The 15,727-nt window shown below is 71.7% G+C and carries 13 protein-coding genes; 10 read left to right on the forward strand and 3 right to left on the reverse strand.

The genetic code is table 11. The annotated features are described in order from the left end of the window. Positions 1 to 19: 19 nt before the first annotated feature. Genes nuoH through nuoN form a run of 7 tightly spaced genes read left to right on the forward strand, consistent with a single transcriptional unit; the run spans position 20 to position 8,294 of the window. Entirely contained in the window at positions 20 to 1,363 is a 1,344-nt protein-coding gene (nuoH, locus tag ACFPP6_RS21470; protein WP_382044779.1) for an NADH-quinone oxidoreductase subunit NuoH, read from the forward strand. A gap of 5 nt (positions 1,364 to 1,368) precedes the next feature. Continuing rightward, on the forward strand, positions 1,369 to 1,980 hold the full coding sequence (nuoI, locus tag ACFPP6_RS21475) for an NADH-quinone oxidoreductase subunit NuoI (RefSeq protein WP_382044782.1): 612 nt from the start codon (positions 1,369 to 1,371) through the stop codon (positions 1,978 to 1,980). Further along, positions 1,977 to 2,837, forward strand: a complete 861-nt coding sequence (locus ACFPP6_RS21480) for an NADH-quinone oxidoreductase subunit J (protein WP_382044785.1) — start codon at positions 1,977 to 1,979, stop codon at positions 2,835 to 2,837. Before nuoI ends, ACFPP6_RS21480 begins: the two co-directional genes overlap by 4 nt. Then, positions 2,834 to 3,133 (forward strand): NADH-quinone oxidoreductase subunit NuoK, encoded by a 300-nt coding sequence (gene nuoK, locus ACFPP6_RS21485; RefSeq protein ID WP_058047640.1) that lies wholly within the window; start codon positions 2,834 to 2,836, stop codon positions 3,131 to 3,133. Before ACFPP6_RS21480 ends, nuoK begins: the two co-directional genes overlap by 4 nt. 12 nt (positions 3,134 to 3,145) lie before the next feature. After that, positions 3,146 to 5,041 carry an NADH-quinone oxidoreductase subunit L gene (nuoL, locus tag ACFPP6_RS21490; protein ID WP_382044788.1) on the forward strand — a complete coding sequence of 632 codons (1,896 nt, stop codon included), beginning with the start codon at positions 3,146 to 3,148 and terminating at the stop codon, positions 5,039 to 5,041. Between the two features lie 2 nt (positions 5,042 to 5,043). Continuing rightward, complete coding sequence (locus tag ACFPP6_RS21495; protein WP_382044791.1) at positions 5,044 to 6,645, forward strand: NADH-quinone oxidoreductase subunit M; 1,602 nt, start codon at positions 5,044 to 5,046, stop codon at positions 6,643 to 6,645. Then, positions 6,642 to 8,294, forward strand: coding sequence for an NADH-quinone oxidoreductase subunit NuoN (nuoN, locus tag ACFPP6_RS21500; RefSeq protein ID WP_382044794.1), 1,653 nt, complete (start codon positions 6,642 to 6,644; stop codon positions 8,292 to 8,294). The genes ACFPP6_RS21495 and nuoN overlap by 4 nt, the downstream gene beginning before the upstream one ends. Positions 8,295 to 8,394: 100 nt before the next feature. On the opposite strand, the gene ACFPP6_RS21505 is transcribed toward nuoN, so the two are convergent. The 3 genes from ACFPP6_RS21505 to fahA form a co-directional block, all read right to left on the reverse strand. Then, complete coding sequence (locus ACFPP6_RS21505; protein WP_382044797.1) at positions 8,395 to 8,904, reverse strand: hypothetical protein; 510 nt, start codon at positions 8,902 to 8,904, stop codon at positions 8,395 to 8,397. A 92-nt stretch (positions 8,905 to 8,996) separates the two neighbouring features. Then, positions 8,997 to 9,665 carry a GOLPH3/VPS74 family protein gene (locus tag ACFPP6_RS21510; protein ID WP_382044800.1) on the reverse strand — a complete coding sequence of 223 codons (669 nt, stop codon included), beginning with the start codon at positions 9,663 to 9,665 and terminating at the stop codon, positions 8,997 to 8,999. After that, a complete protein-coding gene (gene fahA, locus ACFPP6_RS21515; protein WP_382044803.1) occupies positions 9,662 to 10,855 on the reverse strand; it encodes a fumarylacetoacetase in 1,194 nt (397 codons plus the stop codon). The genes ACFPP6_RS21510 and fahA overlap by 4 nt, the downstream gene beginning before the upstream one ends. 392 nt (positions 10,856 to 11,247) lie before the next feature. On the opposite strand from fahA, the gene ACFPP6_RS21520 reads away from it, so the two are divergent. From ACFPP6_RS21520 to ACFPP6_RS21530, 3 genes are all read left to right on the forward strand, one after another. Next, on the forward strand, positions 11,248 to 12,510 hold the full coding sequence (locus ACFPP6_RS21520; protein ID WP_382044806.1) for a carboxylate--amine ligase: 1,263 nt from the start codon (positions 11,248 to 11,250) through the stop codon (positions 12,508 to 12,510). Between the two features lie 142 nt (positions 12,511 to 12,652). Next, entirely contained in the window at positions 12,653 to 13,855 is a 1,203-nt protein-coding gene (locus ACFPP6_RS21525) for an FAD-dependent oxidoreductase (RefSeq protein WP_382044809.1), read from the forward strand. A gap of 695 nt (positions 13,856 to 14,550) precedes the next feature. Then, positions 14,551 to 15,561, forward strand: a complete 1,011-nt coding sequence (locus ACFPP6_RS21530) for a polyprenyl synthetase family protein (protein WP_336012637.1) — start codon at positions 14,551 to 14,553, stop codon at positions 15,559 to 15,561. Positions 15,562 to 15,727 lie beyond the last annotated feature (166 nt).

The raw sequence follows: 15,727 nt of genomic DNA on the forward strand, positions 1-15,727 counted from the left end.
AGCTGTGCAGGCTCACCGGTTGACCGGGCTGGCCGCCGAGGACCTGTCGGTGTTCGGCCGGGACCCGTGGTGGCTGATCGTCGTCAAGGCGGTCTTCTGCTTCGCCTTCGTCATGCTGACCGTGCTGTTCTCGATCGTCTGGGAGCGCAAGGTCGTCGCGTGGATGCAGCTGCGCATCGGCCCCAACCGGCACGGCCCGTGGGGGATGCTGCAGTCCCTCGCGGACGGCATCAAGCTGATGCTGAAAGAGGACGTGATCGTCAAGCGGGCGGACAAGGCGGTCTATCTGCTCGCCCCGGTCGTGGCGGCGGTGCCCGCGTTCATGGCGATCGCCGTGATCCCCTTCGGCCCGGCCGGCAACGAGATCTCAATCTTCGGGCACCGCACCACGATGCAGCTGACGGACCTGCCGATCGGCGTGCTCTACATCCTCGCCACGGCCTCGGTGGGCATCTACGGCATCGTGCTCGCGGGCTGGTCGTCCGGCTCGACGTACCCGCTGCTCGGCGGCCTGCGCTCGTGCGCGCAGATGATCTCCTACGAGATCGCGATGGGCGTCTCCTTCGCGGCCGTCTTCCTCTACTCCGGGTCGATGTCGACCTCGGCGATCGTGGAGGCCCAGCACGACCGCTGGTACGTGCTGCTCCTGCCGGTGTCCTTCCTGGTCTACATCGTGGCGATGGTGGGGGAGACCAACCGGGCGCCGTTCGACCTGCCGGAGTCCGAGGGCGACCTGGTCGGCGGCTTCAACACCGAGTACTCCTCCATCAAGTTCGCGATGTTCATGCTGGCCGAGTACGTCAACATGGTCACCGTCTCGGCGGTGGCGGTGACGCTGTTCCTGGGCGGCTGGCGGGCCCCGTACCCGGTCTCGGCGTTCTGGGAGGGCGCGAACCACGGGTGGTGGCCGATGCTGTGGTTCGTGATCAAGCTGCAGCTGCTGCTGTTCTTCTTCATCTGGCTGCGCGGGACGCTGCCGCGGCTGCGCTACGACCAGTTCATGAAGCTGGGGTGGAAGGTCCTCATCCCGGTCTCGATGGTGTGGCTGATGCTCGTCGCCTCGGTGCGGGCCCTGCGGAACGAGAACTACGACTTCCAGCAGATCGTGCTGTACGTCGGCGGCGCCGTCGTCGCGGTCCTGCTGCTCTCCTTCGTGGCGGACATCTTCCGCAAGGGCGAGCGCGGCCAGGGCGACGGGGAGGCCGCGCCGGAGCGGGAGTTCGACCCGACGGGCGGCGGGTTCCCCGTGCCGCCGCTGCCCGGGCAGACCCTCCCGCCGGTGCCGCGCCGCAGGCCGCGCCGTGACGGAGAGCTCATTGTCAGTGGCGGGCCCGATACTGTGCGTGACGGAAAGGAGGGCTGACGGCGGTGGCTACCGAACCCGCGCGGGGCGATGATCCCCGCGACACCCCCCGCAATCCCGTGGCCGGCTTCGGCGTGACCTTCAAGGCCATGTTCAAGAAGCGGCTGACCGAGCAGTACCCGGAGTACAAGAAGCCCACGGCCCCCCGCTTCCACGGCCGCCACCAGCTCAACCGGCACCCGGACGGCCTGGAGAAGTGCATCGGCTGCGAGCTGTGCGCCTGGGCCTGCCCCGCCGACGCCATCTACGTGGAGGGCGCGGACAACAAGGACGAGGAGCGCTATTCGCCCGGCGAGCGCTACGGACGCGTCTACCAGATCAACTACCTCCGCTGCATCCTGTGCGGCCTGTGCGTCGAGGCGTGCCCGACCCGCGCCCTCACCATGACCAACGAGTACGAACTGGCCGACAACAGCCGCGAGTCGCTCATCTACACGAAGGAGGAGCTGCTCGCGGGCCTGGAGGAGGGCATGGTCGACAGCCCGCACGCCATCTTCCCCGGCATGACCGAACAGGACTACTACCGCGGCCTGGTGACGGAGGCCGCGCCCGGCACGGTCCGCCAGGTCGCGGTCACCAAAGGCGAGAAGCCCGACGAGGAAGGGGCCGACGCATGACCGCCTCTTCTCCGGTCGTCTCCTCCCTGGCCGCATCGGCCGCCTCCACCACCTCGACGGGTGAGGCGGTCCAGTTCTGGATCCTGGCGGTCGTCGCCGTCCTCGGGGCGCTGGGCGCCGTCCTCATGAAGAAGGCCGTGCACAGCGCCCTCTCGCTCGCCGGCACCATGATCGTCCTGGCGGTGTTCTACCTCGCCAACGGCGCCTACTTCCTGGGCGTCGTCCAGATCGTCGTCTACACCGGCGCGATCATGATGCTGTTCCTCTTCGTCGTCATGCTCGTGGGCGTCACCGCAGCCGACTCCCTCAAGGAGACCATCAAGGGCCAGCGGTGGCTCGCCGCGCTGTGCGTGCTCGGCTTCGGCATCCTCCTCATGGCCGGCATCGCCAACGCCTCCCTGAAGGAGTTCAGCGGCATCGGCCGGGCCAACGCCGGAGGCAATGTGGAGGGCCTCGCCGCCCTCCTCTTCACCAAGTACGTCTTCGCGTTCGAGATCACCGGCGCCCTGCTGATCACCGCGGCCGTCGGCGCGATGGTGCTCACCCACCGCGAGCGCACCGAGCGCGCCGCCACCCAGCGCGAGCTCGCCGAGCGGCGCGTCCGCGAGGGCAAGCAGATCACCCCGCTGCCCGCCCCCGGCGTCTACGCCCGGCACAACGCCGTCGACATCCCGGGCCTCCTCCCCGACGGCACCACGTCCGACCTCACCGTCAGCCCCACCCTGCGGGCCCGCGGCCAGGTCCGTGACGTCTCCGGCGAGGCCCTGGAGGACCTGGCGGCCCTGGAACAGCGCTCGGGCGACTGGCAGGAGCGCGGCCGCAGCGAGGACTCAGGCGCGAAGGGGGCGAGCAAGTGAACCCGGTCAACTACCTCTATCTGGCGGCCCTCCTGTTCACCATCGGGGCGGCCGGCGTGCTCATCCGGCGGAACGCGATCGTCATCTTCATGTGCGTCGAGCTGATGCTGAACGCCTGCAACCTGGCGTTCGTCACCTTCTCCCGGCTGCACGGCAATCTCGACGGCCAGATCATCGCCTTCTTCACGATGGTCGTGGCCGCGGCCGAGGTCGTGGTGGGCCTCGCCATCATCGTGACGATCTTCCGCTCCCGGCACTCGGCCTCGGTGGACGACGCCGGCCTGCTGAAGCTGTAAGGGGACGCTGACGTGGAGAACCTCATCGGATTGCTCGTCGTGGCACCGCTGCTGGGCGCGGCCGTGCTGCTGTGCGGCGGGCGCAGGCTCGACCGCGGCGGGCCCTGGATCGGCACGCTGTTCGCGGCGGTGTCCCTCGCGATCGGCGTGGTGCTCTTCGCCGCGCTGCTCGGCCGCGACGCCGACGACCGCACGCTGGACGCCACGGCCTTCAGCTGGGTGCCCGTCGGCGGCTTCCGCGCGGACGTCGGCTTCCACCTCGACCAGCTGTCGATGACCTTCGTCCTGCTGATCACGGGCGTGGGCACGCTCATCCACCTCTACTCGGTGGGCTACATGGCGCACGACGAGCGGCGGCGGCGCTTCTTCGGCTATCTCAACCTCTTCCTGGCCGCGATGCTCCTGCTCGTCGTCGCGGACAACTACCTCCTGCTGTACGTGGGCTGGGAGGGCGTCGGCCTCGCCTCGTACCTGCTGATCGGCTTCTGGCAGCACAAGCCGAGCGCGGCCACCGCCGCCAAGAAGGCCTTCCTCGTCAACCGCGTCGGCGACATGGGCCTGTCCGTCGCGATCATGCTGATGTTCACCACGTTCGGCACCTTCGCGTTCGGCCCCGTCCTGGAGCGGGCCACGGAGGCCGGCGAGGGCAAGCTGACGGCCGTCGGGCTGATGCTGCTGCTCGCCGCCTGCGGCAAGTCCGCCCAGGTGCCGCTGCAGTCCTGGCTCGGGGACGCGATGGAGGGCCCGACGCCGGTCTCGGCCCTCATCCACGCGGCCACGATGGTGACCGCCGGCGTCTATCTGATCACCCGCTCCGGCGCGATCTTCAACGCGGCGCCGGACGCACAGACCGCGGTGGTCACGGTCGGCGCGGTCACGCTCCTCTTCGGTGCGATCGTCGGTTGCGCGAAGGACGACATCAAGAAGGCCCTGGCCGGCTCCACCATGTCCCAGATCGGGTACATGATCCTGGCCGCCGGGCTGGGTCCGGTCGGCTACGTCTTCGCGATCATGCACCTGGTGACGCACGGCTTCTTCAAGGCCGGGCTCTTCCTCGGCGCCGGCTCCGTCATGCACGGCATGAACGACGAGGTCGACATGCGCCGCTACGGCGGCCTGCGGAAGTACATGCCGGTCACGTTCGTCACCTTCGGCCTCGGCTACCTCGCCATCATCGGCTTCCCCGGGCTCTCCGGCTTCTTCTCCAAGGACAAGATCATCGAGGCCGCCTTCGCCAAGGGCGGCACCGAGGGCTGGATCCTGGGCGGCGCGGCCCTGCTGGGCGCGGCCATCACCGCGTACTACATGACGAGGGTGATGCTGCTGACCTTCTTCGGCGAGAAGCGCTGGCAGCCGGACGAGCGCGGCGAGCTCCCGCACCCGCACGAGTCGCCGCGGACGATGACCATCCCGATGATCGTGCTCGCCTTCGGATCGGTCTTCGCCGGCGGCCTGTTCAGCATCGACGACACCTTCCTGAAGTGGCTGGAGCCGGTCACCGGGCACGCCGAGGGACACTCGCCCGTCAGCGCCCTGACCGTCACCGCGGCCACCATGGTCGTGCTCGTGATCGGCGTCGCGCTCGCCTGGGCGCAGTACGGGCGCAGGCCCGTCCCCGTCACGGCCCCCCGCGGCAGCCTGCTCACCCGGGCCGCCCGGCGCGACCTCCTGCAGGACGACTTCAACCACGTGGTGCTGGTCCGCGGAGGCGAGCACCTCACCCGCAGCCTGGTCTACGTCGACCACACCCTGGTCGACGGCGTCGTCAACGGCACCGCCGCCTCCGTGGGCGGCCTGTCGGGCCGGATGCGCAAGCTGCAGAACGGCTACGCCCGTTCGTACGCGGTCTCGATGTTCGGCGGTGCGGCGGTGCTCATCGCCGCCACCCTGCTGATGAGGGCGGTTTAGCCATGTCCTTTCCCCTGCTGACGCTCACGGCCGCGGTCCCCGCGGTCGGCGCGGTCGCCACCGCGGCCGTGCCGGCCGGGCGCCGCACCGCCGCCAAGTGGCTCGCGCTCGCCTTCTCGCTCGCGACGCTCGTCCTGGCGGCCGTGCAGCTCGTGCGCTTCGACCCCGACGCGAAGGGGCCCTTCCAGCTCACCGAGTCCCACGCCTGGATCAAGGACTTCGGGGTCCGCTACGAACTGGGCGTGGACGGCATCGCGGTCGTCCTGATCGCCCTGGCCGCGCTGCTGATCCCGTTCATCATGCTGGCCGGCTGGCACGACGCCGACCCCCAGGAGAGCGGATCTTCCCGCTGGCGCCCCACCCAGGGCTTCTTCGCGCTGATCCTCATGGTCGAGGCGATGGTGGTGATCTCCTTCGAGGCCACCGACGTCTTCCTCTTCTACATCTTCTTCGAAGCCATGCTCATCCCGATGTACTTCCTCATCGGCGGCTTCGGGGACCGCGCGGGCGAGCGCACCGAGGGGGACGCCGCCGCCCAGCGCTCGTACGCCGCGGTGAAGTTCCTCCTCTACAACCTCGTCGGCGGGCTGATCATGCTGGCCGCCGTCATCGGGCTGTACGCGGTCACCGCCGACCAGCTCGGCACCGGCACGTTCTCCCTCCAGGAGATCGTCCAGGCGCGCGCCGCCGGCAAGCTGGACATCGCGACCACCACCGAACGGGCCCTGTTCCTCGGCTTCTTCTTCGCCTTCGCCGTGAAGGCGCCGCTGTGGCCGCTGCACACCTGGCTGCCCAACGCCATGGGCGAGGCCACCGCCCCCGTCGCCGTGCTGATCACCGCCGTGGTCGACAAGGTCGGCACCTTCGCGATGCTCCGCTTCTGCCTCCAGCTCTTCCCGGAGGCCTCGAAGTGGGCCACGCCCGTCATCGTCGTCCTGTCGCTGATCAGCATCCTCTACGGGGCGCTGCTCGCGGTCGGGCAGCGCGACATCAAGCGGCTGGTCGCCTACGCGTCGATCTCCCACTTCGGCTTCATCGTGCTCGGCATCTTCGCGATGACCAGCCAGGGCCAGAGCGGCGCGACGCTCTACATGGTCAACCACGGCATCTCCACGGCCGCGCTGATGCTCGTCGCCGGCTTCCTGATCTCCCGCCGCGGCTCGCGGCTCATCGCGGACTACGGCGGCGTGCAGAAGGTCGCCCCGGTCCTCGCCGGCACCTTCCTCGTCGGCGGTCTCGCGACGCTGTCGCTGCCGGGCCTCGCGCCGTTCGTCTCCGAATTCCTCGTCCTCGTCGGTACGTTCAGCCGCTATCCGGCCGCCGGTGTGGTGGCCACCCTCGGCATCGTGCTCGCCGCCCTCTACGTCCTCGTGCTCTACCAGCGCACCATGACCGGGCCGGTGAAGGAGGAGGTGCGGGGCATGCCCGACCTCAGGGCGCGCGAGCTGGCCGTCGTCACCCCGCTGATCGCCCTGCTGCTCTTCCTCGGCGTCTACCCCAAGCCGGTGACCGAGATCCTCGACCCGGCCGTCCGGCACACGATGTCGCAGGTGCACGAGGCCGACCCCCAGCCCGACGTGAACGATGTGGAGGCCGCGAAGTGAGCCACGCAGCATCCGTCCACAGCCTGTGGACGATGTCGGCCGCCGCGCCGCAGAAGATCCCGGCGCCGCACATCGAGTACGCCCAGCTGTCACCGACGCTGATCGTGCTCGGCGCCGCGGTGCTCGGCATCCTCGTGGAGGCCTTCCTCCCGCGGCGCGCCCGCTACCACGCGCAACTGCTGCTGTCCTGCGTCGCCCTGGCCGCGGCCTTCGCCGCCGTCGTCGCCCTGGCCGCCGGAGGCTACGCCACCGGCAAGGCGCACGCCGCCGCCATGGGCGCCGTCGCCGTCGACGGCCCGGCGCTGTTCCTGCAGGGGACCATTCTCCTCGTCTCCCTGGTGGCCGTGTTCACCTTCGCCGAGCGGCGCCTGGACCCGGCGGCGCACGGCAGGCCCGTCGACTCCTTCGCCGCCCAGGGCGCGGCCGTGCCCGGCGGCAAGGCCGAGCAGGACGCGGTGAGGGCCGGCTTCACCACCACCGAGGTCTTCCCCCTCGTGCTCTTCGCGGTGGGCGGCATGCTCGTCTTCCCCTCCGCGGACGACCTGCTGACGCTCTTCGTCGCGCTGGAGGTCTTCTCCCTCCCGCTGTACATCCTGTGCGCGCTGGCCCGCCGCAAGCGGCTGCTGTCGCAGGAGTCGGCCGTGAAGTACTTCCTGCTCGGCGCCTTCTCCTCGGCCTTCCTGCTGTTCGGCGTGGCCCTGCTCTACGGCTACGCCGGCACGGTCACCTACTCCGGCATCGCCGACGTCGTGAACGGCTCCGTCCGGACGCTCGACCCGGCCCTCGCCGGCACCACCGGCAACGACGCCCTGCTGCTGATCGGCGCCGCTCTCGTGCTGATGGGGCTGCTGTTCAAGGTCGGCGCGGTGCCCTTCCACATGTGGACGCCGGACGTCTACCAGGGCGCCCCCACGCCCGTCACGGGCTTCATGGCCGCGGCCACCAAGGTCGCCGGCTTCGGCGCCCTCCTGCGGCTGCTGTACGTGGTCCTGCCGGGGCTGCGCTGGGACTGGCGGCCGGTGATGTGGGGCGTCGCGATCATCACGATGCTGGTCGGCGCGATCGTGGCCGTCACGCAGACCGACGTCAAGCGGCTGCTGGCCTACTCCTCCATCGCGCACGCGGGCTTCATCCTCGCGGGCGTCATCGCGACGACCCCCGACGGCGTGTCGTCCGTGCTGTTCTACCTGGGCGCGTACTCCTTCGTCACCCTCGGCGCCTTCGCGGTCGTGACGCTCGTGCGCGACGCGGGCGGGGAGGCCACGCACCTGTCCAAGTGGGCGGGCCTGGGCCGCCGTTCGCCGCTGACGGCCGCCACCTTCGCGGTCTTCCTGCTGGCGTTCGCCGGCATTCCGCTGACGAGCGGCTTCGCGGGCAAGTTCGCCGTGTTCAAGGCGGCGGCGCAGGGCGGGGCGGGGGCGCTGGTCATCGTCGGTGTGGTGTCCTCGGCGATCGCCGCGTTCTTCTACGTCCGGGTGATCGTGCTGATGTTCTTCAGCGAGCCGAAGGCGGACGGGCCGACGGTGGCGGTGCCGAGCCCGCTGACGTCGTCGGCCATCGCGATCGGTGTTGCGGTCACGCTCGTTCTCGGCGTGGCGCCGCAGTACTTCCTCGATCTGGCCGGCCAGGCAGGGGTGTTCGTGCGGTAGGCACCGCCGGGCTCCGCCGTCGCGGCTGAGCGCCGTTGCGGCGGGAGAGAAGGACGAGGCTTCGCCCCGGTCCCCCAAGGGGCCGGGGCGAAGCCATGTGTCAGCTCGCCGGCTTCGCGGGCAGGCCGCCCGGGAGGCCGGCCGGCTTGCCGTCGCCGCCCACGGCCTTGCTCATCTTGTCCTGCTTGCCGGAGGCCCAGGTCACGGTGAAGGACTTGCCGTCGAAGTCCTTGATGGTGCCCGTGCTGTAGTCCGTGCTGCCGTCCTGGCAGTGCTTGATGTTGATCGTCGCCGGCTGGGAGTTGTCGACGAGCGTGCCCGAGCAGGCGGTCTTCCCGCTGAGCATCACCTTGTCCTGGGCGAAGGACAGGATGACGAGGCTCTTGTCGGTGAGCTTGCCGCCGTTGGCCCAGCCGCCCGCGAGCTCGGCCGCCGTCACGCGCTTGGCGTCGGCGGCGGGCGCCGACGGCTGCTCCGCCGGGGCCTGGGAGGACGGCGTGGTGCCCCCGGCCTTCTTGTCGTCCTTGCCGCCGTCGCTCCCGCTGCTGCAACCGGTCATCAGCACAGCGGCGCAGAGCGCCGCCCCCGTGATCTGTACTGCCTTGCGCACGTGTCTCCTCCGAGTGGTTCTGGACACGACAAATTAGCAGTCCTGGTCCGGCCGTCCGGAAGTCCGCACTCCGCGGCGGGGGTTCGGCGGGATCACCCGCCTCCGCCCCCGCTGCTGCCGTCCGCGCTGTCACTCATCACGTTCTTGTGCACGGCCCGCGCTGCCCAGTCCGTACGGATGAGCCGGCGCATGGCCTGCCGCTCGGTCCGCCGTCCCCGGCCGGGGCAGAGCGCCCCCGATATGCCGATGGCGGACGCCAGCGCGGCGAGCGCGCGGGCGCGCGGATCGGCGAATCCGCCGCGCCGGGCCAGCTCGAAGCGCTCCCGCGCCGCCGTCGTCAGGTCCAGCGGGCCCATGGAAGAGCGCTGGTACGGGATGAGTCCGAGGAAGCGGCGGGTCTCCACGCGCAGCGCACCCCTCTCCACCAGCCGGGCCAGACAGGCCTCTTCGAGACGCCCCGATGCGCTCCGCACCCAGCGGGCCGTCCGCGGCCCGCCGCGCTTCGCGTCCTTGCCGGGCTGCGCCAGGCTCGCCATCGCCGCGGCCAGCAGCGGGTCGTCGGGCGGCAGCGGGTTCGTCACCCTCACCCGGCCGCTCTCCTCCACGACCCGCCCGGCCAGCCGCAGTTCGGCCAGCGCCGCCCCGGCCACGCCGTACGCCGAGGAGTGGCCGGAGCGCATCAGCTTGCGCCCGCTGACCGGGTCGAAGCAGAGCAGCAGCAGTTCCTCGGGGAGCGTCGGAGGCGGGGCGCCGGCGGTCACGGCGTGGCGTCGCCGTGGGCGGGGACGTCGCGGGCCGGGAGGATGCGGCCGGTGACCTCGCCCAGGCCGATCCGGGCGCCGTCCGGGCCGGGTGCCCAGGCCGTGAGGGTGACCTCGTCGCCGTCCTCCAGCCACGGGCCCTTGCCGGCGGTGAGTTCGAGGAGGCAGCCGAGCTGGTCGGGCTCGGGGCCGCTGACCGTGCCGGAGGCGAACAGGTCGCCGGTGCGCAGCGTCGCGCCGTTGACCGTCATGTGCGCGAGCTGCTGGGCGGCGGTCCAGTACATGGCGGAGAACGGCGGCCGGGAGACCGTCGTGCCGTTGACCGTCACCTCGATGCGCAGGTCGATGCCGCCGGGCTCGGCCGTGGAGTCGTCGAGGTAGGGCAGGAGCGGGTGGGTGCGCTCCGGCGGCGCCGTGCGGGCCTCGTCGAAGGCGTCGAGCGGGGTGATCCAGGCCGAGACGGAGGTGGCGAAGGACTTGCCGAGGAACGGGCCGAGGGGGACGTACTCCCAGGCCTGCAGGTCGCGCGCGGACCAGTCGTTGACGAGGCAGACGCCGAAGACGTGCTCGCGGAAGTCCGCGAGGCCCACGGGCGCACCGGCCGGGGTGCCGACGACGAAGCCGACCTCGGCCTCGATGTCGAGGCGCCGCGAGGGACCGAAGGACGGGGCCGCCTCCGAGGGCGCCTTGCGCTGGCCCTGGGGGCGCACGACGTCGGTGCCGCTGACGACGACGGTGCCGGCGCGCCCGTGGTAACCGATGGGCAGGTGCTTCCAGTTCGGCGTGAGGGGCTCGCCGTCGGGGCGGAAGATGCGTCCGACGTTGGTGGCGTGGTGCTCGCTGGAGTAGAAGTCGACGTAGTCGGCGACCTGGAAGGGCAGGTGCAGCGTCACGTCGGCGAGCGGGTGGAAGGGCCCGTCGGCCAGCCAGGTGCGGACCTCGGCGCGCACGGCCTGCCAGACGGCCCGGCCGGCGGCCAGGAGGGGGTCGAGCGTGGGCTGCTCCAGCAGGGCGGTGTGCGCGGAGCCGTGGGCGGCCGCGGCGGCCGCCGCGTCGAGGACGGAGGTTCCGTAGCGGACGCCGATGCGGGGCCGGTCCGGGGCGTCGGCGGTCGTGAAGACGCCGTACGGGAGGGTGTCCGCTCCGAAGGGGTCGCCTTCGGCAAGCTCGCGGGGGCTGTGCTGGGGCATGGGACGCTGCCTCGCTCTCTCCTGGACGCTCCGGGAAGCCGGTGGGCCCCGCCGGGGCCCGCGGCCCCACATTACGTGCTGGTGGCCGGCAGGCAAGGGGTGTCAGGAGGGGGTCTCGCGGAGGGCTCCGCCCGTGCGCCCGGGGCGGGTCCGGAGGGCTGCCAGGAGCGCTGCGCGGAGGGGCGTCCGGACGGCCCTTCGGGCGGCCCTCCGGACGGTCCTTCGGACACCTTCCGAACGGCTGCCCGCAGATCGTCCGAACCATTGTCCGAGCTCCGGCTAAAGAGCGCTCAATATCCGGTAATTCCTTGCTGGAAGCGGCGATTCCGAAGTAGCGTCCTTAATCGGGCCAGGCACAGTGGGGGGCCGCTGCGGCTGAGGGGCCGAGGGGGATGCTGGTGGCGAGCAGGAGCACGCCCATCGCGGCGGACCGGTCCGTTCCAGGGCTGATCGTGAAGATCGGTGACTATCCCCTGCACCACGGCGGGGTGGGCGCGATCCGCAGCCTCGGCAGACTCGGCATCCCCATGTACGCCATCACGGAGGACCGCTGGACGCCCGCCGCCGTCTCGCGCTATCTGCGCGGCGGCTTCGTCTGGCGCACCACGGGCACCGAGCGGCCCGGGGAGCTGGTCGAGGGCCTGCTGCGGATCGGCCGCGAGATCGGCCGCCCCGCGGTCCTGGTGCCCACCGACGAAGAGGCCGCGGTGCTCATCGCCGAGCACGCCGGGGAGCTCTCCGGCAGCTTCCTCTTCCCGCCCGTGGAGCCGGAGCTGCCGCGCAGGCTGGCGAGCAAGCAGGGGCTGCACGAGCTGTGCGTGGAGCACGGGGTGCCGTCCCCGGAGGCCCTGTTCCCGGCGTCGTTCGAGGAGATCGAGGAGTTCGCGGAGCGCGCCCGCTTCCCCCTCGTCGCCAAGAACAGGGAGGCGTTCGAGCGCCGCCGCAAGCCCGCCGTGCACGGCACCACCCGCATCCGCGGGCCGCGCGAGCTGCTGCAGCTGGCGCGCGGCTGGGGCCCGTCCCCGGGCGTGATCCTCCAGGAGTACCTGCCCCGCGAGCAGGCCGAGGACTGGATCGTGCACGCCTACTTCGACGCCGAGTGCACCCCGCTCGCGATGTTCACGGGCGTGAAGGTGCGCTCGTGGCCGCCGCACGCGGGCATGACCGCCAACGCCTACGTCGTGGACAATCCCGAACTGGCCGACATGACGGCCCAGTTCATCAAGCAGATCGGCTTCTGCGGGATCGTCGACCTGGACTGGCGGTTCGACCGCCGCGACGGCCGGTACAAGCTGCTGGACTTCAACCCCCGCATGGGCGCGCAGTTCCGGCTCTTCGAGAGCGAGGCCGGCATCGACGTCGTCCGGGCCCAGCACCTGGACCTGACCGGGCGCAGGGTGCCGGAGGGCGAGCAGCCCGCCGGACGCCGGTTCATCGTGGAGAACATCGACCTGCCGGCCCTCGCCGCCTACCGCCGCAGCGGCTACAGCACCCCGCACGCGCCGCCGCGCCCCACCGGTACGGAGCTGGCGTGGCTCGCGCGCGACGACATGAAGCCCTTCTTCACCATGCTCGCCCGGTTCGTACGACCGGGCGTGCGGCACCTGTGGCAGATGTGGCGCTCCAGGCGTGCCGCCGCGTCCACCGCCGGATGACCACTGCCGAATGATCACCGCCGAATGACCACTGCCCAAGGACCACCGCCCAACAGCCGCTGACGAATCACCGTCACCGAGTGTCCGCCGTCATCAACGAGTACCGGTCATGCATAGCGAGTAACGCCCTGGGAGGGGACTCGTGACACTTCCCGTAGCAGTCATCGGGGCCGGCCCGTACGGACTGTCGACCGCCGCCCACCTGCGGGCCCGTGGGATAGCGACCCGCGTCTTCGGCTCGCCGATGGTGAGCTGGCGCGAGCACATGCCCGCCGGGATGATCCTGAAATCCACCCCCTCGGCCTCCAGCATCGACGCGCCGCAGCCCGGCCACACCCTGCTCGACTTCTGCCGGGAGACCGGCGAGCGGCGCTTCGAGTCGGACTGGGACACCATCCCTGTCGAGACGTTCTCGCGCTACGGCCTGTGGTTCCAGGAGCGCCTGGTGCCCGAGCTGGAGCAGGTGCGCGTGGTGTCCGTCGACCGGCGGGCCGCGGACTTCGAGCTGAAGCTGGACTCCGGGGAGCAGTTCGCCGCCCGCGCGGTGGTGATCGCCACGGGCCTGAGCGGCCTGGAGCAGCTGCCGCCCGAGCTGGCCGCGGCCGTCCCCGACGGCCCGTCCGTCTCGGGGCCGATCTCGCACAGCTCCCAGCACCGGGACCTGTCGCGGTTCGCGGGGCGCGAGGTGGTCGTCATCGGCGCCGGGCAGTCGGCGCTGGAGACGGCGGTGCTGCTGGCGGACGCCGGGGCGGCGTCGGTGCGGGTGGTCGCCCGCCGGAAGGGTGCCGTCCGCTTCGGTGCGGCGCCGGACGGCCAGCCGCGGCTGAAGCCCGACACCCCCTTCGGCCGGGCCTGGTCGCTCTACGCCTTCTCGTACCACGCCGATGGTTTCCGCCATCTTCCGGCGCCCGCCCGCCGGTTCCTGGTGCAGCGGGTGCTCGGGCCGCTCGGCGCCTGGTGGCTGCGCGAGCGCTTCATCGGCCGGGTCCACGTCTCGGAGGGCAAGCGGATCACCTCGGCCCGCGTCGAGGAGGGCCGCCCCGTCCTCGGCCTCGCCGCCCCGGACGGCTCGGGCGCGGGGGAGCTCGCCGCCGACCACGTCATCGCGGCGACGGGCTACCGGGTCGACCTCGCGGCCATGGACTTCCTCGGCCACGGCCTGCGCACCAGGCTCGCCGTCGGCGCGGGCGGCCCCCGGCTCGGCCCCGGCTACCGGGCCTCGGTACCGGGGCTGTTCTTCACGGGCCTGCCGGCCGCGGCCAGCTACGGCCCGGTCATGCGGTTCGTCTGCGGTACGGAGTACGCCTCGCCGCGGCTGGCGCGTGCGGTGGGGGTGCTGCCGTAACCCGGGGTGCCGCCGCGCCCCGGGGCGTATGCCGTAACCCGGAGTACGGCCGTAACCCTTAGTACTGCCGTAGCCCGTAGGGGTAGGGCAGCAGGCGGGCACCGCCTCCCGGCCCCGGGCGGGTCGCGGGGCGGTGCGCCCGCCTCCGGCCTGCCCCGGGGCGGGCGTGCCGGGGCAGGCCGGCCGCTCCGCGGGGCCCACCGCGGGCCGGTACGGCACCGCCGGACGCCCGGCCGGTGGTTGCTCGCGCGGCGGCGGGAAGAGAACAGCCGGCTGTCGGCGGGATGAAACTCCGCCGCCCGGGTCCTCCCGGTGGCAGCCGGGGGAGAGGGCAACCGCCGTGGGCGTGACCGGCGGTGCCGTGCCGGCCCGCGGCGAGGCCCGCAGCGCGGCGGGCCGGTGCCACCGGTGGCCGAAACCCACGAGTTCAGGCCCGCCCGGCAGGGTTGCCCGCGGGGTGACCAAGGGCCGCGCGGGGCAGATGTCAGGTCGCACCCACGTCGCACACCAGCACGCGCGTCGGGCCGCGGAGGACGCCGGACACCGGCCGGGGAGAGGGTCCGTGAAGGGCCCGGGACAGCGCAACCCGGACGGGCGGCCACGGTGATCCACAGCCGACCGGATACGCTGACTTTCGGTGGAGACAGCGACACATCGACAAACCCCGTGTTCGCAGGCAGACAGGAGTACCCCTCGTGACCGTCGTCGGGCCTTTCGGGCTGAGCGTGCGGGACCAGGCTCTTGAAGCCGATGTCCAGGCGGGACTGGCCGCTGTCGAGGAGGGACTCCTCGAGGCCACCAAGAGCGACGTGCCCTTCATCACCGAGGCCGCACAGCACCTCGTGCGCGCCGGGGGCAAGCGTTTCCGGCCACTGCTGGTGATGCTCGCCGCCCAGTTCGGCGACCCCTACGCCCCGGGCGTCGTGCCCTCCGCCGTCGTCGTCGAGCTCACGCACCTGGCCACCCTCTACCACGACGACGTCATGGACGAGGCCGAGAAGCGCCGCGGCGTGGACAGCGCCAACGTCCGCTGGGGCAACTCCCTGGCCGTCCTCACCGGCGACTTCCTCTTCGCCCGCGCCTCGCAGATCCTCGCCGACCTCGGCCCCGAGGCCGTCCGCATCCAGGCCGAGGCGTTCGAGCGGCTGGTCACCGGTCAGATCCTGGAGACCGCGGGCCCCCGCGACGGCCGCGACCCCATCGAGCACTACCTCGACGTCCTCGCCGGCAAGACCGGCTCGCTGGTCGCCGTCTCCGGGCGGTACGGCGCGATGATGTCCGGCGCCGACGAGCGCACGATCGACGTCCTCACCCACTACGGCGAGCGCCTCGGCATGGCCTTCCAGCTCGCCGACGACGTCCTCGACATCGCCAGCGACTCGCACGAGTCCGGCAAGACCCCCGGCACCGACCTGCGCGAGGGCATCGCCACCCTCCCCGTCCTCCACCTGCGCGCCCGGGCCGCCGCCACCGGCTCGCCCGCCGACCTCGAACTGTGCGAGATGCTCGACGGCGACCTCGCCGACGACGCCCTCCACGCCGAGGTGCTGCGCCGCCTGCGCGCCCACCCCGCCCTGGAGCAGGCCCGCCGCGACACCGTGCGCTACGCCGAGGAGGCGCGGTCCGTGCTGGCCCCGCTGCCCGACTGCTTCGCCAAGGCCGCCCTGGAGAACCTCTGCGACGCCGTGGTGCACCGCGCCGGCTGACGAAGGTCAGGCGCCTCCTCCCCCTCGCGGGTGGCCGTCCCGTAGGGGATGTCCTACCCGAGGGGTACGCGGACTTGATCCCGTCGTCTGATGACCCGGCAGGCCGCCTCTGGTGGAATCGAAGTGTCTCGAGGCGAGGGAAGAGACCGGGGAAAATGCCCCGGAT

The organism is Streptomyces aureoversilis (assembly GCF_042657885.1).
GTDB lineage: Bacteria > Actinomycetota > Actinomycetes > Streptomycetales > Streptomycetaceae > Streptomyces > Streptomyces aureoversilis.

What these genes read in the sequence shown, in the direction of transcription:
- ACFPP6_RS21480 (WP_382044785.1), top strand. Translation starts at nt 1,977, where the DNA reads ATGACCGCCTCTTCTCCGGTCGTCTCCTCCCTGGCCGCATCGGCCGCC.
- ACFPP6_RS21495 (WP_382044791.1), top strand. Translation starts at nt 5,044, where the DNA reads ATGTCCTTTCCCCTGCTGACGCTCACGGCCGCGGTCCCCGCGGTCGGC.
- fahA (WP_382044803.1), bottom strand. Translation starts at nt 10,855, where the DNA reads ATGCCCCAGCACAGCCCCCGCGAGCTTGCCGAAGGCGACCCCTTCGGA.
- ACFPP6_RS21520 (WP_382044806.1), top strand. Translation starts at nt 11,248, where the DNA reads ATGCTGGTGGCGAGCAGGAGCACGCCCATCGCGGCGGACCGGTCCGTT.